This is a genomic window from Actinomadura sp. NPDC047616, assembly GCF_040642915.1.
GTDB classification, from domain to species: Bacteria; Actinomycetota; Actinomycetes; order Streptosporangiales; family Streptosporangiaceae; genus Spirillospora; species Spirillospora miaoliensis.
Genome location: NZ_JBEYTB010000001.1, coordinates 745,785 through 769,707 on the forward strand (window position 1 = coordinate 745,785; position 23,923 = coordinate 769,707).

At 72.2% G+C, this 23,923-nt stretch carries 23 protein-coding genes and 1 pseudogene; 15 read left to right on the top strand and 9 right to left on the bottom strand.

Annotated features, from left to right (window positions below; translation table 11 throughout):
* Positions 1-134 precede the first annotated feature (134 nt).
* The 4 genes from ABZ801_RS03590 to ABZ801_RS03605 are packed head-to-tail and all read left to right on the top strand — an operon-like array spanning position 135 to position 4,431.
* Positions 135-1,499 (top strand): SRPBCC family protein, encoded by a 1,365-nt coding sequence (locus ABZ801_RS03590; RefSeq protein WP_360692221.1) that lies wholly within the window; start codon positions 135-137, stop codon positions 1,497-1,499.
* The gene (locus tag ABZ801_RS03595; RefSeq protein ID WP_360692224.1) at positions 1,496-2,026 is read left to right on the top strand and encodes an aromatic-ring-hydroxylating dioxygenase subunit beta; all 531 of its coding nucleotides are present in this window, start codon (positions 1,496-1,498) and stop codon (positions 2,024-2,026) included. The genes ABZ801_RS03590 and ABZ801_RS03595 overlap by 4 nt, the downstream gene beginning before the upstream one ends.
* Positions 2,027-2,035: 9 nt before the next feature.
* Positions 2,036-3,214: a Dabb family protein gene (locus ABZ801_RS03600; RefSeq protein WP_360692228.1), complete on the top strand. Its 1,179-nt coding sequence runs from the start codon at positions 2,036-2,038 to the stop codon at positions 3,212-3,214.
* A complete protein-coding gene (locus ABZ801_RS03605) occupies positions 3,178-4,431 on the top strand; it encodes a hypothetical protein (RefSeq protein WP_360692231.1) in 1,254 nt (417 codons plus the stop codon). The genes ABZ801_RS03600 and ABZ801_RS03605 overlap by 37 nt, the downstream gene beginning before the upstream one ends.
* On the opposite strand, the gene ABZ801_RS03610 is transcribed toward ABZ801_RS03605, so the two are convergent.
* The 3 genes from ABZ801_RS03610 to ABZ801_RS03620 form a co-directional block, all read right to left on the bottom strand.
* Positions 4,413-5,486: a TauD/TfdA family dioxygenase gene (locus ABZ801_RS03610; RefSeq protein ID WP_360692234.1), complete on the bottom strand. Its 1,074-nt coding sequence runs from the start codon at positions 5,484-5,486 to the stop codon at positions 4,413-4,415. The two genes, ABZ801_RS03605 and ABZ801_RS03610, sit on opposite strands and share 19 nt — an antisense overlap.
* Positions 5,487-5,623: 137 nt before the next feature.
* Positions 5,624-5,758, bottom strand: coding sequence for a hypothetical protein (locus tag ABZ801_RS03615; protein WP_344952996.1), 135 nt, complete (start codon positions 5,756-5,758; stop codon positions 5,624-5,626).
* Positions 5,759-5,846: 88 nt separating this feature from the next.
* On the bottom strand, positions 5,847-6,773 hold the full coding sequence (locus ABZ801_RS03620; protein ID WP_344952998.1) for a Rieske (2Fe-2S) protein: 927 nt from the start codon (positions 6,771-6,773) through the stop codon (positions 5,847-5,849).
* A 291-nt stretch (positions 6,774-7,064) separates the two neighbouring features.
* Between ABZ801_RS03620 and ABZ801_RS03625 the strand changes: the two are divergent.
* Positions 7,065-7,487, top strand: a pseudogene (locus tag ABZ801_RS03625) (NfeD family protein); the annotation flags it as partial.
* A gap of 197 nt (positions 7,488-7,684) precedes the next feature.
* A complete protein-coding gene (locus tag ABZ801_RS03630) occupies positions 7,685-8,728 on the top strand; it encodes an SPFH domain-containing protein (protein WP_360692699.1) in 1,044 nt (347 codons plus the stop codon).
* Positions 8,729-8,794: 66 nt separating this feature from the next.
* On the opposite strand, the gene ABZ801_RS03635 is transcribed toward ABZ801_RS03630, so the two are convergent.
* Both ABZ801_RS03635 and ABZ801_RS03640 read right to left on the bottom strand, forming a co-directional pair.
* On the bottom strand, positions 8,795-10,240 hold the full coding sequence (locus ABZ801_RS03635; RefSeq protein WP_360692239.1) for a catalase: 1,446 nt from the start codon (positions 10,238-10,240) through the stop codon (positions 8,795-8,797).
* Positions 10,241-10,267: 27 nt separating this feature from the next.
* Positions 10,268-10,768: a Fur family transcriptional regulator gene (locus tag ABZ801_RS03640; RefSeq protein WP_344953004.1), complete on the bottom strand. Its 501-nt coding sequence runs from the start codon at positions 10,766-10,768 to the stop codon at positions 10,268-10,270.
* A gap of 550 nt (positions 10,769-11,318) precedes the next feature.
* Between ABZ801_RS03640 and ABZ801_RS03645 the strand changes: the two genes are divergently transcribed.
* The 3 genes from ABZ801_RS03645 (at position 11,319) to ABZ801_RS03655 (ending at position 14,199) form a co-directional block, all read left to right on the top strand.
* Positions 11,319-12,212 (top strand): isocitrate lyase/PEP mutase family protein, encoded by an 894-nt coding sequence (locus tag ABZ801_RS03645; RefSeq protein WP_360692243.1) that lies wholly within the window; start codon positions 11,319-11,321, stop codon positions 12,210-12,212.
* Positions 12,213-12,781: 569 nt separating this feature from the next.
* Positions 12,782-13,027, top strand: a complete 246-nt coding sequence (locus ABZ801_RS03650; RefSeq protein WP_360692246.1) for a hypothetical protein — start codon at positions 12,782-12,784, stop codon at positions 13,025-13,027.
* Between the two features lie 80 nt (positions 13,028-13,107).
* Complete coding sequence (locus ABZ801_RS03655) at positions 13,108-14,199, top strand: CapA family protein (protein WP_360692249.1); 1,092 nt, start codon at positions 13,108-13,110, stop codon at positions 14,197-14,199.
* Here the strand turns inward: ABZ801_RS03655 and ABZ801_RS03660 are convergent.
* Complete coding sequence (locus ABZ801_RS03660; RefSeq protein WP_360692252.1) at positions 14,154-14,528, bottom strand: hypothetical protein; 375 nt, start codon at positions 14,526-14,528, stop codon at positions 14,154-14,156. The genes ABZ801_RS03655 and ABZ801_RS03660 overlap by 46 nt on opposite strands.
* 104 nt (positions 14,529-14,632) lie before the next feature.
* Between ABZ801_RS03660 and ABZ801_RS03665 the strand changes: the two genes are divergently transcribed.
* Positions 14,633-14,986, top strand: a complete 354-nt coding sequence (locus ABZ801_RS03665; protein ID WP_360692255.1) for a MarR family transcriptional regulator — start codon at positions 14,633-14,635, stop codon at positions 14,984-14,986.
* Positions 14,987-15,011: 25 nt separating this feature from the next.
* Here the strand turns inward: ABZ801_RS03665 and ABZ801_RS03670 are convergent, their stop codons facing one another.
* Positions 15,012-16,349 (bottom strand): GH1 family beta-glucosidase, encoded by a 1,338-nt coding sequence (locus tag ABZ801_RS03670; RefSeq protein WP_360692258.1) that lies wholly within the window; start codon positions 16,347-16,349, stop codon positions 15,012-15,014.
* A gap of 165 nt (positions 16,350-16,514) precedes the next feature.
* On the opposite strand from ABZ801_RS03670, the gene ABZ801_RS03675 reads away from it, so the two are divergent.
* Together ABZ801_RS03675 and ABZ801_RS03680 are read left to right on the top strand one after the other, a co-directional pair.
* Positions 16,515-17,138 carry a TetR/AcrR family transcriptional regulator gene (locus ABZ801_RS03675; RefSeq protein WP_344953018.1) on the top strand — a complete coding sequence of 208 codons (624 nt, stop codon included), beginning with the start codon at positions 16,515-16,517 and terminating at the stop codon, positions 17,136-17,138.
* A gap of 57 nt (positions 17,139-17,195) precedes the next feature.
* Entirely contained in the window at positions 17,196-17,795 is a 600-nt protein-coding gene (locus ABZ801_RS03680; protein WP_360692261.1) for a hypothetical protein, read from the top strand.
* Here ABZ801_RS03680 and ABZ801_RS03685 read toward each other — a convergent pair.
* A complete protein-coding gene (locus ABZ801_RS03685) occupies positions 17,752-18,786 on the bottom strand; it encodes a hypothetical protein (protein WP_360692264.1) in 1,035 nt (344 codons plus the stop codon). The genes ABZ801_RS03680 and ABZ801_RS03685 overlap by 44 nt on opposite strands.
* 187 nt (positions 18,787-18,973) lie before the next feature.
* Between ABZ801_RS03685 and ABZ801_RS03690 the strand changes: the two genes are divergently transcribed.
* The 3 genes from ABZ801_RS03690 to ABZ801_RS03700 all read left to right on the top strand — a co-directional run bounded on the left by ABZ801_RS03690 (position 18,974) and on the right by ABZ801_RS03700 (position 22,581).
* The gene (locus tag ABZ801_RS03690; RefSeq protein WP_360692267.1) at positions 18,974-20,080 is read left to right on the top strand and encodes a ferritin-like domain-containing protein; all 1,107 of its coding nucleotides are present in this window, start codon (positions 18,974-18,976) and stop codon (positions 20,078-20,080) included.
* 369 nt (positions 20,081-20,449) lie between these two features.
* Positions 20,450-21,325 (top strand): hypothetical protein, encoded by an 876-nt coding sequence (locus tag ABZ801_RS03695; RefSeq protein ID WP_360692270.1) that lies wholly within the window; start codon positions 20,450-20,452, stop codon positions 21,323-21,325.
* 590 nt (positions 21,326-21,915) lie between these two features.
* Positions 21,916-22,581: a septal ring lytic transglycosylase RlpA family protein gene (locus ABZ801_RS03700; protein ID WP_360692273.1), complete on the top strand. Its 666-nt coding sequence runs from the start codon at positions 21,916-21,918 to the stop codon at positions 22,579-22,581.
* A gap of 144 nt (positions 22,582-22,725) precedes the next feature.
* On the opposite strand, the gene ABZ801_RS03705 is transcribed toward ABZ801_RS03700, so the two are convergent.
* Positions 22,726-23,799 carry a hypothetical protein gene (locus ABZ801_RS03705; RefSeq protein WP_360692276.1) on the bottom strand — a complete coding sequence of 358 codons (1,074 nt, stop codon included), beginning with the start codon at positions 23,797-23,799 and terminating at the stop codon, positions 22,726-22,728.
* Positions 23,800-23,923: the final 124 nt, after the last annotated feature.

Sequence of the window (23,923 nt, forward strand, 5' to 3'; positions counted from 1 at the left end):
GGCAACTGGGATGCCGGTCGTCAAACCGGTGGAGCGGCTCTTGACACCGCTGAGGCGGCTGGGGAACTCTGTACGCAATGCGAGACGCTGTCTCGTATTTTTGTGCGAACCCGCGATTGAGGGGGTGCGGCCGGATGGTCGAGCCGAGCGAACCGGGCGGGGAGGGCCTGCCGGGCGGGCTGGTGGTGGAGGACTGGGACGCGCTGACCTTCCGCGTCAACCGGATCGCCTACCGGTCGCAGCAGATCTTCCGGCGGGAGCGGGATCGGATCTGGGCCAGGACGTGGCTCTATCTGGGGCACGAGACCGAGGTCGCCGAGCCCAACGACTTCAGGACGCGGGTGCTCGGCGGACGGCCGCTGATCTTCTGCCGGGACGCCGAGGGCGAGATCAGGGTCTTCCTCAACTCGTGCCCGCATCGCGGCACCGTGTTGTGCCGCGAGACCGAGGGTTCCACCAAGCTGTTCCAGTGCTTCTACCACGCCTGGACGTTCCGCAACACCGGCGAGATCGCCGCCATCCCCGCGCGTGACGCCTACGAGGCCAGCGAGGGCTTCTTCGACGCGATGAAGCTGCGGGCCGTACCGAGAATGGCCGTGCACGAGGGCTTCGTGTTCGTGGCGTTCGATCCGGACGTGCCGCCCCTGCTCGACTACCTGGGCGACGCCGCCGACTACATGACGATGGTGAACGAGCAGCACGCCGACGGCATGGAGGTGCTGCCCGGCACCCAGCTCTACAGCGTGCGCGGCAACTGGAAGCTGGCCGTGGAGAACGCCATGGACGGCTACCACTTCTCCCCGACGCACAACACGTTCGTCGGCTACCTGCGGGAGACCGGGTTCGCCGTCACCGACGACGACCAGTACGCCTACAACCTCGGCAACGGGCACTCCCTGCTCGTCCTCACCGGGCACGGCGGACGCATCAGCATGCTGTGGGAGCCGCGGTTCGGCGAGGACGAGAAGCGCCGCACCGCCGAGCACCGCGCGGAGATGGACCGCCGGCTCGGCCCCGAACGCGCCCGCTACGTGGCCGACGAGAGCCACATCCTGTACGTCTTCCCCAACCTGCTGCTGTTCGACCTGGAGGGGCTGTCGATCCGGCAGCTCGAACCGGCCGGGCCGGGACGTACCGACGTGCGGGCCTGGCAGCTCGCGCCGCGCGGCGAGGACGAGGACACCCGGGCGCTGCGCATGAAGACGATGGTCAGCTTCGTCGGGCCGGGCGGCCTGGCCACACCGGACGACATCGAGGCGTACGAGGCGGTGCAGCGCGGCATCGAGGCCACCGCCGACGACCCGCGCGCCGGGCTCGACTACAGCGACATGTCGCGCGGCATGGTCGACGAGGTCAAGGGCGTGCAGGGACGGTCGATCGACGAGGGCGCGATGCGCGGGTTCTGGCGGCACTGGGTGCGGGCGATCGGCGTCGCGGACGGCCTGGCCGTCACGGGCACCCGTCCGGCGAGCTTCCTGGAAGGGAGGAACGTGCGATGACTACCGCACGGACGCACGGCGCCGTGGTCGCGGGGGGACGCGAGGTCACCCGCGCCGAGGTCGAGGACTTCCTGTACGCCGAGGCCGACATCCTGGACGCCTGGGACTACGACGCCTGGCTGGCCCTGTTCGAGCCCGGCACCGCGCGGTCGGAGGTGCCGGCCACCGACTGGAACGGCACGTCGCCGCACGCGTCCGGCTCGTTCGTCAACGACGACTGGGACCTGATCCGGGCGCGCGTGAAGCGGCTGAAGTCGCGCAAGGCGCACGCGGAGAACCCGCCGTCGCGCACGCACCGCCTGGTCTCCAACGTGCGCCTGTTCCCCTGGCAGGACGACCCGGCGCTGCTGCGGGTGACGGCCGCGTTCGTGATCCACCGGGCCCGGGACGGCGAGTTCGACCCCTACGTCGGCCGCTACGACCACCTGCTGGTCGCCGAGCCGGACGGGCTGCGCTTCCGGCGGCGCCGCGCCGTGCTGGGCCACGAACTGCTGCGCCCCGGCGGACGGCTGAGCTTCATCCTGTAAGGGAGCCCGATGATCAAGCACACGCTGGCGTTCCGGTTCCGGCCGGACGTTCCCGCCGCGACCGCCGACGCCGTGCTGGCGGAGCTGGCCGCCTTCCCCGACCGGTATCCGGCGATGCGCCACTTCTCGCTCGGCCGCAACATCAGCACCCGCGACACGAGGTTCACGCACGCCTTCTCCGTCGAGTTCGACAGCGAGGCGGACCTGCGGGCGTACCTGGAGAGCGACGCGCACGAACGGTTCGTCCGGGAGCGGTGGCGCCCGGTGATCGACGAGCAGGCCATCGTCAGCTACGAGACGGCGCACAGGAGCGGGCGGCCGCGCGGCCCGTACGGCATGGAGTACGCCCGCGTCGAGGTGCCCGACATGGCGCGGACGATCGAGTTCCTCCAGTACCACGTGGGGCTCCAGCTCGAACAGCACACCGACGAGTACGCCTACCTGCGCGCCGACATCGAGCACCACTCGATCGAGCTGGTCAGCGCGCCCGGACGGGAGACGGGGCAGACCGTCGCGATCGGCTACAGCGTCGAGAACGAGGACGTCCTGGAGGCGTTGCACAAGAACGTGGTGGACGCCGGGTACGAGGTGCTCGACCTGCACGAACGCCAGCAGGCCCTGTGCGGGGCGGGCTTCGCCGTGCGCGACCCCAACGGGCTGGTGGTCGAGCTGTTCACCGAGTTCCAGGAGTACGCCGAGCCGCCCAACGTCGAGCTGCGGCCCGTCGACCTGGTCCACCCGTTCATCGCCACGACCAGGTTCGAGGAGTCCGTGGAGTTCTACACCAAGGTGCTGAACTTCCTGCCGTCCGACCACATCGTGGGCTCCACGACGTTCCTGCGCTGCGAGGACCGCTACCACCACAGCCTCGCCCTGCAGAACAACAAGGAGCACTTCGTCGCGCACCTGTGCTTCGCGATGAAGAGCTTCGACCACGTCATGCGGATGCGCGCCCGCGCCCTCTACAAGGGCTCGCCGATCGCGTCCGACCTGGTCAACCACTCGGCGTCCACGTCGATCGCGTTCTACCTGCACGACCCGGCGCACGGCCCGCGCTACGAGCTGTGCGACCGGCACCGGGTGTTCACGCCGCAGGAGCACGAGACGCACCGCGCCCGCCGCATGCCCGCCGACCCCCGCAACATCGACGTGTGGCGTCCGGCCGCCGACGACTGGGGACGCTTCTGAGCACGGCCGACGAGATCGTCCGGGTCCTGGAGGTTCTGGACGGCCGACCGGCTCCGCACGGCGGTGAGGCGGCGGCCGCCGTGCGGCTGGCCGAGTGGTGCGCGGCGCGCTGGCCGTGGATCGAGTGGGACGTGCGCCGGTACGGCGAGACGGGCGCGAACGTGGTGGCGTCGGCCGGCGGTCGCGGCGGGACGCTGATCTACTCGCATCTCGACACCTCGCTCAGCGGCGACCCGGCACAGGACCGTCCGATCACCGGCCGCACCGACGACCCCGGGCCGCTCACCGTGCACGACGGCCTGGTGGAGGGCTTCGGGCTGGGCGTGGCGCGGGCGCCCGCAGCCGCCGCGCTGGCCGGCTTCGTCGACGCGGCCCGTTCCGGTCGCGCGTCGCCGCGGCTGCTGCTGGCCGGCTCCGGCACGCACCGCAGCACCCTCACCGGCGCGGCCGGACGCCGGCGTTCGACCGGCCTGGACCACTTCCTCGCGGAGGAGTCCGGCGACCTGCCCGCCGCGGCGATCATCGCGAAGTGCGGGCCGCCGACGCTGCTCTGGGAGGAGCCGGGCGCGCTCTACCTGCGGCTGCGGATACGGGGCGGGCAGGGCGCGGTGCTGGTCCGCGACTCGGCGCGTCCGCCCGGCGGCGTGCTCGCCCATGCCGCCCCGGTGATCGAGGCCGTCGAGCGGTGGCGGGCCGCCTACGTCGCGTCCCACACCGCGCCTGGCACGCAGGTCGGCCCGGCCGCGGGCCTGGGCTCGCTCACCGGCGGACGCCCCGACAAACCCGACCTCATCCCCGCCGTGCTGGAAGCCGGGATCTACGTGGTCACCGTGCCGGGCGCACGCCCCGACGAGATCGCCGACGAGCTGGCCGGGCACGTGCGCGCCGCCTGCGCGGACGGTCCCCTGGCCGCCTGCGCGGTCGAGGTGGATCACGACGAGGTGCATCCGGCGGCGGCGACCGCCCGGGACGCGCTCATCGTGCGCGCCGCCCGGGCGGCCTGGCGGGAGGAGTTCGGCGGCGAGCCCCCGCCCATCAGCGGCTGGACCGGCTCCACCGACGGCGTCGTGCTGCGCTCCCACGGCGTCGACACCGTGCGGCTCGGGCCGGCCGCGCGTCCGTCCGCCGCCGACCCGCGCCGCGACGTCCTGGACCTCGGCTCGCTCACCGCCTACTCCCGCCTCTACGCCGCGATCGCTCAGAGCCCCCAGTCGTAGTTGGGGACGGCCGCCTCGCCGATCCGGAACCGGCCCCCGGGCACCCAGGTCTTCTCCTCGTCGTGCGCCTTCACCACGTTCTTGCCGAAGCCGGGCACGAGGGGACGGCCCACGTCCCGGCGCAGCCACAGCCGCAGCAGGTGACGGCGGCGCTCCGGCTCGGGATGGTCGACGTACTCGGTGCGCGAGTGCAGGGCCGCGTAGTTCAGCAGCCACTGCACGTCCCCGGGCTGGAAGTCCATGTCCAGCGGGAGGCCGGGCTCCTGCGCGATCTCGTCGAACAGGTGCAGCACCTCGATCTGCTCGGGCGTCAGCCGCGGCACCTCCGGGTAGTCCTGCGCGGAGAAGATCATCGAGCTGCCCGCGTAGGTGCTGAAGATCCCGTCCACATAGCTGCAGATCGGCGAGGTGTAGGTGTCGGCGGGCGCGTCCGGGTCCTGCCGCCGCCAGTCCCAGTGCCACGGCTCGAACAGCAGGTGCGCCAGCCCGGGCCGCCGCCGCAGGATCTCGTTGTAGATCGTGGTGCCGCTGACCAGGCTGCTGGCGCCGCCCGCCCGCGCCCCGCGCAGGCACATCAGCGCCACCACGTCGGAGCTGTCGGAGTGGAACGGCAGCCGGTCGCGCACCCGCGACGGCAGGGCGGTCGGGTCGTCCAGGGTCTTGTCGGACGTGGCGATGACGTGGTCGAGGACGTCGCCGTGCTGGTTCTGGGCCATCGGCGTGCCCAGGTGCAGGCCCATCACGTAGAAGATCGCCGCCGCGACCGTGTCGCCGTACTCCTCGGTGCGCAGCCCGCGGACCAGCACGAAGCCGCGTCCGGAGTCCATCTGCCGGGCGCACTCGTCGATCAGCCCGGCGCACGCGTCCAGCGGGTAGTCGGCGGCGGTGACGGTGCGCAGGTCGGGGTCGTCGGCGGCGAACCGGCGGCCGGCCGCCTCCAGTTCGGCGCGTTCGGCGTCGTTCAGCAGGTAGATCCACTCGGTGGACCGGGACAGCTCGTCGCCGCGCCAGGCGGACGGGCCGGAGATCGGGGACAGGTCGACGGTGGTGCTCATGCGCTGCCTCGCTTGCGGATGCGAAGGGACGGAAACCACGGACTGACGCGGGCTGGGCGGCGCGAACGTCGGCGACGTGCGGTCTCGGAGGAGAGGCCCGCACGGGCGCACGACGGCGCGCCGCGACGGGCGGTGGATCAGAACGGGGTCTGCGGGTCGCCCGCGGCGGTGCCGGGGCGCATGCCGGTGCGCGGCGGATGGACCCGGAGCGGCTCCACGTAGCCGCCGGGCACGCGGCCGCGGCCCGGTGTGGGGGCGGCGGCTCGGCTCATGGCGTGCTCCCGGCGGTGGAGGATCTGCCAGCACCCTAGGCCGCCCCGCTTGATCTCGTCAAGCGAGACGGCATCTCGCATGAGCGTGTTAGGGGATGGGACGCACCTGGACGGTGCCCTCCGTCACCCGGGACTCGAAGGCGGGCTGGCGTCCCGTGGCCGGGCCCCGTACGACCGACCCGTCCCGCACCCGGAACGTGCTGCCGTGCCAGGGGCAGACGACGCAGGTCTCGGCCTTGTCGTCGGTGATGACGCGGCCCTGGTGCAGCGGCCCCGCCAGGTGACTGCAGCGGTCGGCCAGGACGTGGATGTCGTCGCCCTCGCGCAGGACGAACAGGCTGATGTAGCCGAGGCGGCGCAGCACCGGCCACCCGTCCGGCAGCTCCGTCACCGGGCACAGGTCATGCCAGCCCAGCGGCACCAGGTGCGCGAGCTGGTCGGCGTGGCTGGCCCCGGCGGCCTGGCGGAACGCCAGGTGCCCCCCGAGATAGCCGCCGGCCAGCAGTGCGGTCAGCCCGGCGAACCCGAGCGTCCGCCCGGCGCCCTCCCGGCCCCGCCGGCGCGCCACCAGCGACGCCGCGTACAGCGCCGTCGCCGTCGCCGTGCTCGCCGCGTGCACCACGCCGACCCGCTGCTGCTCGCGGTGCAGCGCCGACCAGTCGGCCAGCCCGGTCAGCGCGGTCGGCACGGCCGTGGACAGCCCCGCCGCGACCAGCGCCCGGGACGCGCGCTGCGTGCCGGCGGTGGGGGGCATCAGGTCCAGCACGGCGGCCGACATCCAGCAGCCCATCGGCAGGTCCGTCAGCGGTGGATGGGCCGGGTGGCCGAACGGAACCCCGTGCAGCAGGTCCTTGGCCGGGCCGGGACGCAGTGTCCGCCGCACCACGGCGGACACGCCGCGGATGACACGGTCCAGGGCGCTGGCGTGCTCCAGCCCCTCCACCATCTCCACGGGGTGCGACCGGACCGACGGCCGGGGGCCGCGCCGGAAGATGTTGCTCGCCCGTCGGTTCATGTCCCTCCTCGGGTACGCGGTCCCGAATCGGCCTGGCGGCCTCACGGCTCGCCCGTCTGCGACAGTAGTCCCCCCGATCACCCGCGGCCACCCGGGGAGAAGCCGTCCGCTCCCCGGCCGTCCGCGATCTGCCGCGTCCCACGGTCACTCTTACCTACCTGGCGGTAGTGGGACCTAAACCCCCGTTCCGGGCGCGCCGGACAAGCGGGCGCCCGCGCCGCACCATGGTCCTGGGCCGCCAATCGGAGTTACGGTGACAAATAGGACATTGGACGCAACAAGGTGGTTGCGATGGAGGCGTGGGTCATCTGGCTGCTGGCCGCCGCCCTGCTCGGGATCGCCGAACTGCTCACGCTCACGCTGGCGCTCGGCCTGCTGGCCGTCGCCGCCCTGGTCGCGGGCCTGACCGGCGCGCTCGGGCTGCCGGCCGGCGCCCAGGTCGCGGTGTTCGCCGTCACCTCGGTCGCCGGGCTGGTGGTCGTCCGCCCGGTGGCGCACCGGCACATCCGCCAGCCGCCCCCGCTGCGCTCCGGCACCGCCGCCCTGGTCGGCCGCGAGGCGTACACGCTCACCGAGGTCAGCCGCGCGGGCGGCCGGGTGCGCATCGGCGGCGAGGAGTGGTCGGCCCGCCCCTACGACCCGGCCACGGTCATCCCCGCCGACACCACCGCCGACGTCCTGGCCATCGAGGGCGCCACGGCCCTCCTCTACCCCACGACGACCACGCCGCCCACCCACCCTTCCCCCGGCCAGGACCCGCCCAGGCGAACGCCCGCCGAGCACGGGAAAGACGCCCCGCCCGGGGCGGCGCCGGGCGAGCGTGGCCCGGGTGGGCGTGGGCCGGCCGGGGAGGCGGCCTCGGCTGACGAGGGGAGCGGAGGGCCGGGCCGGAAGGAGGCATCATGACCGACATCGCCCTGGCGCTCCTGGCGGTCGTGATCGCCGGGGTGCTGGTGCTGGGCATCACGGTGATGCGGTCGGTGTGGATCATTCCGCAGGCCAGGGCGCGCAACGTGGAGCGGCTCGGCCGCTACCACCGCACGCTGGAGCCGGGGATCAGCTTCGTCGTCCCGTTCGTGGACCGGGTCAAGCCCCTGATCGACCTGCGCGAGCAGGTGGTCTCGTTCAAGGCGCAGCCGGTGATCACCGAGGACAACGTGGTGGTGCACATCGACACCGTGCTGTTCTTCCAGGTCACCGACCCGCGCGCGGCCGACTACGAGATCGTCAACTACATCAAGGCGATCGAGCAGCTCACCGCCACCACGCTGCGCAACGTCATCGGCACCCTGGACCTGGAGGAGACGCTGACCTCCCGGGACCGGATCAACACCGCGCTGCGCGGGGTGCTGGACGACGCCTCCGGCAAGTGGGGCATCCGGGTCACCCGCGTGGAGATCAAGGCGATCGACCCGCCGGTGACGATCAAGGACGCCATGGAGAAGCAGATGCGCGCCGAACGGGAGCGGCGCGCCACGATCCTGACCGCCGAGGGCGTCCGGCAGTCCAAGATCCTCACCGCGGAGGGGGAGAAGCAGGCGGCGATCCTCAAGGCCGAGGGCTCCAAGCAGTCGGCCATCCTGGAGGCCGAGGGCCAGGCCATCGCGGTGGAGCGGGTGTTCCGGTCCGTCCACGAGAACGACGCCGACCCCAAGCTGCTGGCCTACCAGTACCTGCAGATGCTGCCGAAGCTGGCGCAGGGCGAGGGCAGCACGTTCTTCGTCGTCCCCAGCGAGATGACGGCCGCCCTGCAGTCCTTCGCAAGGGCGTTCACCGGCGCCGCGCCCGCCGAGCAGCCCGCCCGGCCCCCGATGGAAACCACCGGCAGGGCTCCGCAACCCGAACTGGACGGAGCCGAAACCCACACCCCGCCCTACGAACTGGCCCCCGGCAGCAGTGACCTTGCTCCGTCTGATCAGGGCAGGGCGCGGGATGCGCCTTCCCGCGTCCCCTGAAAATGAAGGAGGGGCGATCCCCCTGTCGGGACCGCCCCTTCCTCAGGCCGGGAGAGTGCGGCGTTCTCAGGAGCCGTTGACGCCCAGGCCCGCGGCGACGCGGTCGCCGAGGTCCTTCTGGATGTTGCGCCAGTACTCCACGACGCGCTTCTTCATGTCGCCGGTGACCTCGGGCGCCGAGGCGTGGCCGACGACGTTGCTCACCAGGTGGTCGCGGTCGTCGTCCGACAGCACCTTCTCCCACAGCGCGCGCGGCTGGACGTAGTCGTCGTCCTCGCGGTGCAGGGTGTAGGCGCTGCGCACGATCTCGCCCGCCACCTCGTAGGACTCGCCCTTCCACAGCTCGGGGTCGGCGACCGGGCCGCCGAAGGAGTTCGGCGCGTACACCGGGTCCGTCGGGTTCCGGTACGCCATCGGGCCGTCGAAGTTGTACGAGTGCACCTCGTTCTTCGGCCGGTTCACCGGCAGCTGCAGGTAGTTCGGGCCGATGCGGTAGCGGTGGGCGTCGGGGTAGGAGAACAGCCGGCCCTGGAGCATCTTGTCCGGGGACGGGCCGATGCCGGGCACGAAGTTGGCCGGCTCGAACGCGGCCTGCTCGATCTCGGCGAAGTAGTTCTCCGGGTTGCGGGTGAGCGTCCACCTGCCGATGGTGATCGGCGGGTAGTCCGCGTGCGGCCAGACCTTGGTCAGGTCGAACGGGTTGAACCGGTAGTCGGCCGCGTCCTCGAACGGCATGACCTGCACCTGGACGGTCCAGGACGGGTGGTCGCCCCGCTTGATGGCCTCGTAAAGGTCCTTGATGTGGACGTCGTGGGGCTGGCGGTCGGCCTCGTCCGCGGTGAGGTTCTTGATGCCCTGGTCGGTCTTGAAGTGGTACTTCACCCAGAACTTGTCACCGGCGGCGTTGTACCAGAGGAACGTGTGCGAGCCGTACCCGTTCATGTGCCGCCAGCTGGCCGGGGTGCCGCGGTCGGTCATCAGCAGGGTGACCTGGTGGGCCGACTCGGGCGACAGCGTCCAGAAGTCCCACTGCATGTTGTGGTCGCGCAGGTGGTTGTCGGCGCGCCGCTTCTGCGAGTGGATGAAGTCGGAGAACTTCTGCGGGTCCCGGATGAAGAAGACCGGGGTGTTGTTGCCGACGAGATCGTAGTTGCCGTCCTCGGTGTAGAACTTGATCGCGAAGCCGCGCGGGTCGCGTCCGGCGTCCGCGCTGCCCAGCTCGCCCGCGACGCTGCTGAAGCGCACCAGCGACTCGGTGCGGGCGCCCTTCTGGAACAGCTTGGCCTTGGTGAACTGGCTGACGTCCTCGGTGATCTCCAGGACCCCGTACGCACCGCCGCCCTTGGCGTGCACGACCCGCTCGGGCACGCGCTCGCGGTTGAAGTGCGCCATCTTCTGGATCAGGTAGTGGTCCTGCAGCAGCAGCGGGCCGTTGGGCCCGACGGACTGCGAGTGCTCGTCGCTCGGCGCCGGGATGCCGGCATCGGTCGTGGTGATGGGCCTGTCGGTCATGAACGCGGTTCCTCCATGCTCCGTTCGTTATTCGGATCCGCGGGCGGTGGACGGCGAACCCGGTGACATCGCCGCGGCGGTGTCGGCCGGGTCGTCCACGGGCCTGTCACGGCAGTCCGGGCACAACCCCCAGAAAGTGACGTCCGCCTCGTCGACCACGTATCCGGCGGCGTCGGACGGCTGCAGGCACGGGGCGTGTCCCACGACGCAGTCGACGTCGCTGACCACCCCGCACCGGCGGCAGACCAGGTGGTGGTGGTTGTCGCCCACCCGTCCCTCGAACCGGGCCGGGCTGCCGGCCGGTTCGATCCGGCGGACCAGGCCCGCCGCGGTCAGCGCGTGCAGGGCCTCGTACACCGCCTGCAGGGAGACGTGCCCGACGCGCTCGCGCACGCCCCCGGCGACGGCCTCGACACCGAGGTGGTCACCGGTCCGGACGGTTTCCAGGATCGCGACCCTGGCGGCCGTCACCCGCAGGCCGGCCCGCCGCAGCTCCGCCGCGGTGGTCGGGGTCTCGGGGTCGGTCATGCGTCCAACATATCCGGATAAACCTGAATGATTCAAGTCTTTGAGTTACCCAGGTTTGTGGATCAGCGGCCTGCCGTGCCCTGACTCCTTCTCCTGGGGCCGCCATGTCGCCCGCAGCCACGCGGCCCTGCATAATCGGGCATCCCTGGCGCGACTGATCACGGAGAGTGGTCGATGCGATCGCCGACGGCTTGACTGACGGCCTCGTCGGCGGGATGGCTGCCCGGTGACGGGCGGGGGCCGGGCTGTGATCGGATGTCGTCGGAGCTCCTGAGGCGACGGGCTTGTGGGCGCCTGCCGTGTCCGAGATGGAGGCCGTAAACCGACAATCATCCCTTGACTCTTCAGTTACAGGGAAGGGCGAGGGACCGCCACAGCTTGTAAACGTTTCTTTACTCTCTGTATCGCTTCGGTAACTGGTCGGCACTGAATTTGTGTGAGTGACTATTCATGTGGCGACATGCTGATGCAGCCGACCGCCGGACGGTCGGGTGGCACCGCCAAGGGTTCTCGATCGGGCGCAGACGCCCGGAGGGAGGAGTCGCGGCACATGACCATGAGCTACGGGACCGCACTGCGGCGCGACGTCAGGGGGGAGGGCACCACCCCGCTGATCGGGGTGTTCGACATGTTCTCCGCGTCCGTCGCCGCCAAGCACTACGACGGGATGTTCGTCTCCGGATTCGGGTTCGCGGCCTCCCACTACGGGCTGCCCGACATCGGGTTCATCGCCTGGCCCGACATGGTCGCCTTCGTCCAGCGGCTGCGCCTGGCCTTCCCCGAGCACCACCTGCTCGTCGACATCGACGACGGCTACGTCGACCCCGAGGTCGCCTGCCACGTCGTCGAACAACTGGAGATGGCCGACGCGTCCGGCGTGATCCTGGAGGACCAGGCCCGGCCGCGCCGCTGCGGCCACGTCGACGGCAAGCGCATCCTGCCGCTGGAGGAGTACCTGGAGAAGCTGGAGCTGGTGCTGCGGACCCGCCGTGACCTGGTCGTGGTGGCCCGCACCGACGCCACCACCGAGGAGGAGATCCTGCGCCGCGCCCGGGCGCTGGCCGAGACCGACGCCGACGTCATCCTGGTCGACGGCGTGCGCAGCGTCGACTGGATCAACAAGGTCCGCGCGGTCATCGGCGACAAGCCGCTGCTGTTCAACCAGATCGCCGGCGGTCGCTCCCCGCGCCTGTCCCTGCCCGAGCTGGCCGACCTCGGCGTCGACGCGGCCATCTACAGCACGCCGTGCCTGTTCACCGCCCAGCGCGCGATGGACGAGGCGCTGCTGGAGCTCAAACTCAACGAGGGACGGCTGCCCGAGGTCGCCGAGGGCTCCGGCGCCGTCGGCGTCCAGGAGGCCCTCGCCCTGCTCGAGAAGAACATCAGCCGCCACCGTCCCCGGGACTCCCGGCCGCGCAGGCAGACCGCAGGGTCGGCGATGTGACCAAGCAGAGTTCACCCGTGCCCCCCGCACAACCACCCACCCGACGCGGGCCACTGCGCCGCCTGGCGGTCAGGACCCGCGCCGCCACCCCCCGCCCCCTCCGCGCCGCGCTGACCGCCCCCCTCCGCAGCGCCCTCACCAAACCAACCCACCGGCAACGCCCCGCCGCCACCCCCCGCCCGCTCCCCACCACAACCACCGACCCAACCAACCCCAAGTCCCCCCGCCCCCTCCGCGCGGTGTTCATACGGCCGCTCCGCGCCACGTCGGTGCGGCCGCCCCGGACGATGTTCGCCGCCCCTCTCCGCGCCGCGCTCGCCAAACCGGGTCGCTGGGAACGCGCTGCCGCGAGCCCGGCTGCCCCGGCCCGGCCGCTCTCCGGCACAGTCCCCGATTCAGCCCGCCCCACGTCGCCTCAGCCCCTCGGCTGGCCCAGAGGCTGGTCCGTTCGGCCCCGGCGGGCGCGTCCGCCTGAACCCACGCGCCCGCCCTTCCCCGCGACCCCGGCCCGCCCCGCCCCGACCCACCGGGCGGGCCGGGTGTCGCCTCACCTCGAAACAGGAGAACCCATGCACGTCATCGGCAAGGCTCTGGTCGGCGCGGTGCTGCTGGGCGCCGTCGCCCTCGTCGCGGCCCCGGCCGCGGCGGCCGACCTGATCTGCAACTGCGCGCCGAGCGTCGTCGTCTTCAACAACACCGGCGCCGACAGCGGAAACGACAGCATTCTGGAGGTCGACCGTACGTTCAACCTCAACCGGGGCGCGGGCAGCGCCGGCAGCGACAACGAGGGCGCGTTCACCGACATTCTCCGGTAGCCGCACATGGCCACACCGCCCGCCGGGCCACATGGCGAACCCATGGCATGCTTGGTGCCGGCGAGCGGTGGGGGAGTTCAGTGATCAGACGGAAATACGGGGCGCTTGCGACGGCTGTGGCGGGAGCGCTGGCCCTGACGGCGTGCAGCAGCGGCTCCGGCAAGGCCGAGGCCGAAGGGAAGACGGCCGCCCGGCCCTCGGCGTCCCGCACGGCGGCGCCGCCGTCCACCGCCGCCCCGGCCAAGCAGCCGATCATCCTGGCGTTCGGCGGGGACGTGCATTTCGAGGGCAACCTGCGCGCGCGGCTGGCGCAGCCGTCCACCGCGCTCGGCCCCATCGCCAGGACGCTGCGCGCCGCTGACCTGGCGATGGTGAACCTGGAGACGGCCATCACGACGGGGGGTACGCCCGCGCCGGGCAAGGAGTTCACCTTCCGCGCCCCCGCGTCGGCGTTCACCGCGTTGAAGGCCGCGGGCGTGGACGTCACCTCCATGGCCAACAACCACGGCATGGACTTCATGGAGCCGGGCCTGCGCGACTCCCTCCAGGCGATCCGCCGCACGAAGTTCCCCACCGTGGGCATCGGACGCAACGCCGACGAGGCGTACCGGGCGCACCGGGTCACCGTGAAGGGCAACCGGCTGGCGATCGTCGGCGCCACCCAGGTGCTGGACGACCACCTCATCCCGCAGTGGACGGCCACCGACGCCAAGGGGGGCCTGGCGTCGGCGAAGAACGTGCCGCGCATGGTGCGCGCGGTCCGCGAGGCCCGCAAGGGCGCCGACCTGGTCATCGTCCACCTGCACTGGGGCGCCGAGCTGCAGCCGTGCCCGCTGCCCCGGCAGAAGGAACTGGCCAAGCAGCTCATCGACGCGGGCGCCGACGTGATCGTCGGCGGGCACGCGCACATCCCGCTGGGGGGCGGCTTCATGGAGGGCAAGTACGTCCACTACGGGCTGGGCAACTTCGTGTTCTCGTCCGCCAACGGCCAGACCGCCAACTCGGGGGTGCTGGTCCTGCGGGCCGAGAACGGCAAGATCACCGCGGCGAAGTGGAAGCCCGCCCGCATCTCCGCCGGGCTGCCGCGCCTGATGACGGGCGCGGCGGCGACGGCGGAGCTCAAGCGCTACAACGGCCTGCGCGGCTGCACCGGCCTGTCCGCCCGCCCCTGAGCGGTCGTCCCTAAAGCGGTCGTCCTGGCCGGGGACGGCCGCTCAGCCGTCGTGCCGGACAGGGTGAAGAACGACTCCGAGATGCCCCGGTGGAAGTGGGTGGTCGGGCCGGTGGGCGCGGGCCCCATGTCGATGCGGTACAGGCCGAAGTCGCCGTCCGTCGATCCCGTGGTGGCCAGGTAGTGGTACTCGACCCCCTGCCCGACGGTCGGCCCGCTGGAGATGACGGGTGTGGAGACGTGGTCGGGCGGCGTGGTCGCCGGCCGGTACGTCGCGCTGACCTCGCCGGAGTCGCCGGTGTAGCGGGGCGGCGGGTAGACCAGGGACATCGAGAACTCCTCACGTTGATAATCTCAACATTGAGAGATCTAACGGCGGCCGGCTCGCCCGGCTCCTGGACCGCTGGCAGAAGGAGTTCCTCGCGCCGTTCGGCATGGAGAACTGGGAGCTGGACGTCCTCACCACGCTGCGCCGCTCCGGCCCGCCCTACGAGCTGACGCCCGGCGCGCTGCTGCGCGCGGCCATGGTGACCTCCGGCGCGATCACCAACCGCATCGACCGGATGGAGGCCAAGGGGCTGGTCGAACGGGTGCCCGGCAGCGGCGACCGCCGGTCGGTGCGCATCCGGCTCACCCGGCGCGGCCACGAGGTGCTGGACGAGGTGTTCCCGCACGCCATCGAGCAGGGCGAGCGCCTGCTGGCCGTGCTGGACGACGACGAACGCGAGAACCTGGTCAACGCGTTGCGCAGCCTGCTGGAGTCGATGGGCGACACGTCCCTGGACTGACGGGTACCCGCCGACCCGGCGTCGGTCAGGCGGTGCGGGCGGCGGCGATCAGGTCGCGGTACCAGGCGTAGGACTTCTTCGGCGTGCGGCGCTGCGTCGGGTAGTCGACGTGGACGAGGCCGAAGCGCGGGTGGTAGCCCTCCGCCCATTCGAAGTTGTCGAGCAGCGACCAGACGAAGTAGCCGCGGACGTCCACGCCTTCGTCGATCGCGGTGCGCACGGCGGCGATGTGCGCGTCCAGGTACTCGATGCGGGCGTCGTCGTCCACGCGGCCGTCCGGGCCGGGTTCGTCGGGGAACGAGCAGCCGTTCTCGGTGACGTACAGCGGCGGCAGCGCGGGCCCGTAGCGTTCCTTGAGCGCGCGCAGCAGGGACAACAGGCCGTCCGGGACGACCGGCCACCCCATGCCGGTGACCGGATGCCCCTCGGGGGCCGCATCCATGTCGAACGGCAGCGGCGCACCGGGGGCGGGGGCGCGCAGCCAGGTCGGCTGGTAGTAGTTGACGCCCAGGAAGTCGATCGGCGCGGAGATGACGGGCAGGTCCTGGTCCCGGACGTGCGCGGCCAGGTCGTCGGGCTGGACGGCCAGGTCGGGGAGGCGGCCGAGCAGGACGGGGTCGGTGAACAGGCGGTTCATCAGCGCGTCGAAGGCGTCGGCGGCGTCCCGGTCGCCGGGGGCGGACGGGTCGGCGGGCCGCGCGGGCGAGTAGTGGTTGGTGACGCCGACCGCGCGGGCGCCGCGTCCGCGCAGCGCGGTCACCGCCAGCCCGTGGCCGAGCAGCTGGTGGTGCGCGGTGGGCAGGGCGGCCAGGCCGAGCGTCCGGCCGGGCGCGTACAGGCCGAACGCGTAGCCGTACGCGGTGACGACGACGGGCTCGTTCAGCGTGATCCACATCGTGACCCGGTCGGCGAGGCGTTCGGCGGCCAGGTAGGCGTACTCGGCGAAGCGGTAGGCGGTGTCGCGGTTCATCCAGCCGCCGTCGTTCTCCAGCGGCTGGGGGAGGTCCCAGTGGTAGAGGGTCGCGGCGGGGGCGATGCCGCGGTCGAGCAGGGCGTCCACGAGACGGTCGTAGAAGTCCAGGCCGGCGGGGTTGGCGGGGCCGCGTCCGGTGGGCTGGACGCGCGGCCACGCGATCGAGAACCGGTAGGCGTCCACGCCGAGGCCGGCGAGCAGCCGCACGTCCTCGGGCCAGCGGCGGTAGTGGTCGCAGGCGACGTCGCCGGTGTGGCCGTCGCGCACCCGGCCGGGCTCGCGGCAGAACGCGTCCCAGGTCGACGGGCCGCGGCCGTCCTCGCCGACGGCGCCCTCGATCTGGTACGCGGAGGTCGCCACGCCCCACTGGAACCCGTGCGGAAGCCCCATCGCCACCCCTCCAAACGTGAATTTTGTTCGGATCCTAGGGGGTGGAAGCGCCGCCCACCAGACACCCGACCGCCCGCCCGCCCGGCGGAAACGGCCGGTGACCGGTGGTGCCGGGCGGGACCGCACGGCGGTGCCGCACCCGCCCGCAGAGGTGACAATGGTCTGGTGACCGAGCTTCGAACGCCGTTGCGCCGCCGTCCCGCCCAACGCCGCAGCGCCGAGCGCGTACAGCGCATGCTGGACGCCTGCGCCGAGATCCTGGACGAGGACGGTTACGACGGACTGACCACCACGCGCATCGCCCAGCGCGCCGAGGTGGCGATCGGCTCGGTGTACCAGTTCTTCCCCGACAAGCGGGCCGTGGCGCAGGCGCTGGCCCTGCGCAACCTGGACCGGTTCGGCGAGCGGATCTCCCGGCGGCTGGCCGACGCCGACTTCGACCACTGGTCCGACACGGTCGGCGCCATCATCGAGATCTTCGTGGACATGCACCGCACCGTGCCCGGCTTCCGGGTGCTGCGCTTCGGCGACGTCGCCGACGTCAACCTGCTGGACGCCGCCGCCGACAACAACTCGGTGGTGGCCGACCGGCTGCGCGTCATGATCGTGGAGCGGTTCGGCGTCGCCGACAGCCCGGAGCTGGCCCGCGCGCTGGCCATCTCGGTGGAGGCGGGCGACGCGGTGCTCAAGATGGCCTTCCGCCGCGACCCCGACGGCGACCCCGACATCGTCGCCGAGGCCGAGCGGCTGATCCACGCCTACCTCGCCCACCACATCAGCGACCGCTGATCCGGGATCTGTGGGACACTCCGCCCATCCCCTTCCCACGGCCCGAGGACGACAACGGTGGACGTCGACGAACTCCAGGCACAGACCCGTTTCCTCGTACGCCAGCGGGTGCGCCTGATGGTGAACCAGTACGAGGTCCGCTTGGCGGCGGCCGACGGCTCCGAAGGCGAGCTGGTCGCGTTCGCGCAGCAGAAGCGCATGGCCTTCAAAGAGCAGGTCACCCTCTACACCGACGACTCCAAGACGCGGCCGTTCGTGTCGTTCAAGGCCCGCAAGGTGATCGACCTGGGCGGCGCGTACGACGTGGCCGACGAGCACGGCGGGCCGATCGGCGTGTTCCGCAAGGACTTCCGCAGGTCGCTGCTGTCGTCGACCTGGCACCTGGAGCAGCCGGGCGTCGGCACCGCCACCGGCACCGAGCGCAACCAGGCCGTGGCGGTGCTGCGCCGCGTCTGGGAGTTCCTCCCGTTCGTCAGCAACGTGCCGTTCGCCTGGCCGTACCACTTCGACTTCGCCGTCGACGGGCGTCCGGCGTTCTCGGTGGAGAAGAAGTTCGCGCTGCGCGACCGCTACGTCATCGACATCGCCGACCCGGCCCTGGACCGGCGTCTGGTCATCGCCCAGGCCGTGGCGCTGGACGCTCTCCAGTCGCGCTGACCTGCCGGGCCTTCGTCGCGGCGAAGACGTCCAGCATGATGCGGGTCGCGTCGATCCGCGTGGTGCTGGGACCGGCGCCGAGCGCGGGGGAGCCCGGCCAGCTGTGGCCGCCGCCGGCGACGGTGTAGAAGTCCACCCGGGCGCCGTCCCGGCATCCGGAGCGGCTGACCAGGGTGACGCCCGTGGCCGCCTGCCGCCGGGAGGTGCGTCCGCAGCCGAACAGCCGCGCCCAGCGTTCGACCTGGCCGCGCACGGACGGCAGGACGAGCGGACCGCCGCCCGCCGGGTGCATCCAGTCCGGGACGCGGGCCTCGTTGCCGTTGTACGGGGCGCCGCCGCCGTACGGGATGATCGGGTCGGCCGTGCCGTGGAAGACGAGCATCGTGGTGGGCCGGGGGCCGGCGCACGGACGCGTCAGGTTCAGGCCCGCCACCGGCGCCACGGCCGCCAGCCGTCCGCCGAGCCCGCACACCAGCGCGGCCGACATGCCCCCGCCGTTGGAGAACCCGGTGGCGAACTCGCGCCGCGTGTCCACGCAGAGCGTGCCCTCCAGGTGGTCGAGCAGGTCGCGGACGTAGCGGATGTCCACCGTGCCGCCGGCCATGCCGGGCAGCCTCCAGCCCCGGGGCCGGGTCGCGCCGTTCGGCTCGACGACGGCGAACCCGCGCGCCGCGCCCAGGCTCGCGACCCGGCTGTAGACGGCCTCCTGGAAGCCGTTGGAGCGCAGCCCGTGCAGGTCGAGGACGAGCGGGAGGGGCGTGCGGCCGTGGGAGCGCGGCAGCGTCAGCAGGTACGGGCGTCCGCCGAAGCGGTACTGGCCGCTGGAGACCGCGGGCGTCCGCGTGCACCCCTCGCTCGGGGCGGCCGCCGTGGCGGCCCCGCCCGTGCTCGTCGGCCGGCGTTCGGCCGACGAGCCGCGCGACCCGTTCACCGAGCAGGCGGTCAGCGTCAGCGCCATGCCGAGCAGCGGGGCGACGACCTGGCGAAGCACGCCTTCGATCGTATGCCCGGGGCGCCCGCGGCGCGGCCCGTACGGCCACGGGGGTATGGCCTCCGCAGGGCTTTACATGTTACGAAGAGATGTAAAGCACGTGGGCGGTACAAAGCCCGCGGGACGGCCCCGCGGCACAACCCCTCGCGTCGCGACAGCGGCGTCGGCGCCCCGAGGAGGCACCCCGGTGACTTCGTTCGACTTCTACACCAGCCCCGTCCCCCAGGAGACGTGGAACGTCCCGATGTCCGGTGACACCCGCTTCACCTGGGAGTACGACGACGGCCGCGACCGGCTGCTGAGCCTGTACCAGAAGGGCAAGGACAAGCAGTGGGACGCGCAGAAGCGCATCGACTGGGACCTGGAGGTGGACCCGAACAACGTGATCGGCCTGCCCGAGCAGTTCAACCCGTTGTTCGGCTCCCGCATCTGGGACCGGATGACCGAGAAGGAACGCCAGGAGTACGGCCGCCACCAGGGCTCCTGGCTGTTCAGCCAGTTCCTGCACGGCGAGCAGGGCGCACTGAACGTCTCGGCCCGCATCGTGCAGACCGTGCCCGACCTGGACTCCAAGTTCTACGCCGCCACCCAGACCATGGACGAGGCGCGCCACGTCGAGCTCTACACCCGGTTCCTGCACGAGAAGATCGGCATGTACTACCCGATCAACCAGGATCTGGCCAGGCTGCTCGCCGAGTCGCTGGAGGACAGCCGCTGGGACCTGCCCTACCTCGGCATGCAGGTGCTCATCGAGGGGCTGGCCCTGGCCGCGTTCGGCGTGTACCGGGACATGTCGACCAACCCGCTGGTCAAGCAGCTGCTGGCGTACGTCATGCAGGACGAGGCCCGGCACGTGGCGTTCGGCCGCCTGGCGCTCAAGGACTACTACGCCGAGCTCACCGAGAAGGAACGGGCGGAACGCGAGGAGTTCGTCGTCGAGGGCTGCTATCTCATGCGCGACCGCTTCAAGGGCCGCGAGGTGGTCGAGAATCTCGGCCTGCCCGTGGACGAGTGCATGGAGTACGTCGAGAACTCCGAGATGTACACGCTCTACCAGTCCCTGCTGTTCAGCCGGATCGTCCCGTGCGTGAAGGACATCGGGCTGTGGGGGGAGAAGGTGCGGTCCGCCTATGCCGACATGGGCGTCCTGGACAACGCCAAGGCCGACCTGGACGCGCTGATGCGCCAGGACGAGGAGATCGCCGACGCCGTCGACCGGGAGCGTTACGAGCAGGAGCTGGCCGTCCGCAGGCAGGAGGTCGACGCGGCCATCGCCCTCGGCCAGGAGTCCTGACCTCCCGTTTCGAACCGGTCCCGCCCCCGGAGCCGGCCGGCGCGGAACCGGTCCGGCCGCCCGGGTCGACGCACCACCCGGGCGGTTGCGTTTCCGGTCGCAATTCGTCCCGGCCGGGCCGATATGACCGGCCGGGACGATTCTCTCGCCGGACGGTCAAGATCGCGTACGGGGCGCGAAATGGCGTATGTCGATTCGCTAAATGTTCTTCTGCGTTGGCCAATTGATCCGGTGGTTCGCCCTGCGGCCGCCGGGGACGTACTAACGTCCTCGCACGTCGGTGTGCCGGAAAACCGCGTCCGGTGACAAGAACCGGTTCGGCGGCGTGCACACGCGCAAAGGTCGAAACGACCAACGCCGGGGGGATGAATGAATCGATCCGTCAGGAGCCTGCTCAGGGGCGCGGTACTGGCCCCCGTGGCCACCGCCGTGACCGTCGCCGCCGCACCGGGGGTGCTGGCCGACCAGGGGCCGGCCGGTGGTGCCGTCCGTCACAGCGTCGACACGATCGCCCCCGCGCCGCTCGTGCCCACCGTCGGGAAGGTCGCCAAGAGGCCCACCGCGGCGGTCGACGGCATGCTGGGCGTGCGCGGGAAGGCCGGGTCCGTCAAGGGTGACGGGCACACGGACCTGCAGTTCAGGGCCCGTCGCGCGCTGGGAGCCCGCGACGCGGTGAAGGCGCCGTGGCCCGGCGACTTGGACAACAGCCAAGAGCAGTTCGTCGAAATCAAGAGCGACTGCAAGACGGGCAATTCCGAGGAGACGTCCAACGACGGCGCCAAGGACTCCAAGGTCCAGCGCGGATGCGACAACAAGAAGCACGTCACGTCGTCTCGCGGCAAGGCCGACCCGTGGTTCAGGCTGGCCTCGGGCACCGCGCTGCCCACGGACGCCGCGCCCGTCAACGGCCGCCTGTCGCGGTCGCCTGGGAAGTCGGCCCGGAAGGCCGGCACCGCGCAGGGCGCGGTCGGCCGGTCGCAGGCGCGCCGGGCGCCGGCCGAGGAAGCCCCGTCGGAGGCGGGTGTCGGCGGCGCGCTGCGCCAGCTGCTGGGCGGTGTGCTGAACAAGCTCGGGAACAACAAGCGGAAGTCGGACGCCGACAAGGACGCTTCGGAGATGGCGCCGCAGGCGCCGCAGGCGCCGACCGGCGTCGGCAAGCAGAATGCCGGCCGCCCGGCGTCCGGCCAGGGCGAGGCGCACGCCAAGAAGAGCGCGTCCGCCGTGCAGCCGCTGTCGCTGAGCTAGATGCCGGGAGGGCGTGGCCTGTCCGGCACGAATGGGGCAGACGGCACCCGCTGAACCGATCCCGTCACAACGGGGCGTCGCGCGATCCGCGCGGCGCCCCGTTCGCTGTTTGTGAACATTCCGGCTGACCGCCAGTTATCCCCACGAGATCGACATCCAATGGTCAGCAAAGGCGATCTTGAAATTCGATCACGGTGCGTATGTGATCGACTTCAGCGGGCAAAAAGTCACCGTGACAAACCCCACAAACGACGGCCCACCGGTTGATTCCCGCGAATTTCAACGTACGGTCATGGACTTGTGTGCGGCGTCCGCCGGGATCCGTGATGCGCGAGTTCGGCGCCGCACCTGCCGGACGCCGAATTTCCGCGATGATGCGGTGGCGCTGATAACAGGCGCACGGTCAGCCGGGGCTCGCCGATGGCCCGCGGCACGTGCCCGCGGGGTCGTTCACCCCGGGACGGGCCGACCGTGCGCGGCGGGGGATTCCGTGACGTGACGATGTCCGCGCGGCCTGCCCGCCGCGCCGAACGGCGGTGCCAGAGGCCCGCCGGGCGTCCGGGGTCCTGTTCCCGACCGAAGGACTCTCCGTGGGTAGGTCTGGCGAGCATCGCCTCAAACGCCACTTCAGGAACCTCGTCATCATCTCCGGCGTCGCCGCCGCCGTTCTCGCGGCGGGCGCCTGGGCGCTGGCCTCGGCCGGCCGCGGCCCAGGGGCCACGCGCGCCGCGCTCGACACGGCGCCGCAGGCGGACCAGCCGCGCACCGCCCCCGACCGGGCCAGCCGCGGCGGGAGGCGCTCGCCCGACCCCTCCGCGTCCCCCAGTGCGTCGGCGTCCGCCGAGCCGTCGCAGCCCACCGAGACGCCCGCGCCCACCAAGGCGCCGGAAGAGTCCGGGTCCTCGGGCGCCCAGGACGCGCTCAAGGCCCAGGCGAAGAAAAAGAAGAAGCGCAAGTCCAGGGTCGTGCGCACCGGTTCCTGCGAGGCGTCCTACTACTGGCAGGGGCAGACGACCGCCAGCGGCGAGCGGTTCGACCCGGACGAGTTGACCGCCGCGCACCGGAGCCTGCCGATGGGCACCAAGGTCCGTGTGATCAACAAGAACAACGGCCGTTCGGTGACCGTGCGCATCAACGACCGCGGTCCGTTCGTGGGCGGCCGGTGCCTGGACCTGTCCCGGGCGGCGATGGCCAAGGTCGGCGGCACCGGCTCCGGGGTGATCCCGGTCCGCTACCAGGTGCTGGCCCGCGCCTGACGGCCCGCCTCACGCCCTGAACGCCCGAGCGTCGCCCCCTTCGACGCCTGAGCGTCGCCCCCTTTGGACGCCTGAGCGTCGCCCGACGCCCCTGAACGTCACCCGCCGGTCAGCCGGTACCCCCTCGCCGCCCCCGCTCGCGGCCTAGACCCTCGACCCCTCGAAACGCACCGGAGCCGGCCCCTGCGCGGGCCCGTCGTCCGCCGTGCCGTCCTGGGGCCGGGCGGCCGCGGGCGGGGCGGCCCCGGCGCCCCCTGAGGCCGCCGCGACGTCCGGGAGCGTCTGCGACGTCGAGGCCCCCGCGCCGGCATGGTCGGCGCTGATCCGGCCGTCGGCGGTGACCTGGCCGGAGCCGAGATCCGGGCTCACCTCGGCGAGCCGGTCGCGGAACCAGTCGGTGACCACCCCGTCGACCCGCACGGCCTCGGTGGTGGGCGGGCGCGCGTCGGTGCCGGGCTCGGCCGCCAGCGCGTGCCCCATCCGGAACGTGGCCGACTCCACCGCCGGCGCGCCGCGCCGCAGCAGCAGGTCGCGCAGCGCGGTGATCTCGCCGGGCGGGACGAGGCGGTCCTTGGTGCCGCCGACGAGCAGCAGGGCCGCGTCCCGGGCGGCGATGTCGCCGGCGCGGGCGCCGAGGTCGAGCCGTTCGGCCAGCGCGGTGGCCCGCTCGTTCCAGTCGCGTTCGCGGGCCGAGCGCTTCTCCAGGGAGCGGGCGGCGTGCGCGGGCGCCACCACGGGCGCGACCAGCGCGGCGGCGGTGACCGGCACCACGCCGCGCGCCAGCGTCAGCAGCGCGACGGCGCCGCCCGCCGAGAACCCGGCCAGGCCGATCGGGCCGTCCCCGAGGCCGAGGTCGCGCCGCAGGTCGGCCAGCACGGCGGGCAGCCGCTCGACGGCCTGCTCGACCGCGGCCCCGTACGCCTCGACGCCCTCGGAGGTCAGCAGCGCGCCCGAGTCGAGGCCACTGGCCGGACGGCCGTCCACGGCGGGCAGTTCGAGGTAGACGCGCCAGGTCGGCACCCCGGTCAGCGGCAGTGCGGCGGCCAGCGCGGGCGCCGTGCGGGGCGGGTCGAAGCCCGGCCAGGCCACGATCAGCCGGGTGGGGCCCGCCGGGCGGGCGTCCACCGCGGTCGGCGGCAGGGCCAGGTAACCGATGCCGTCGGCGGTGCCGGAGATGGGCCGGCCGACGTCGGGGCGGTACGGTCGGTCGCCGCTCATCTGCTCGTGTCAGCTCCTGGGGGTGTCGACTGTGCCGGGCGTGTGGGCCCGGCCGTGCCGGGAACGCCGGGAGCCGGAGCGTTGGGAGCCGGCGCCCCTCCCACAACCCAGACGGTTCCCCAAC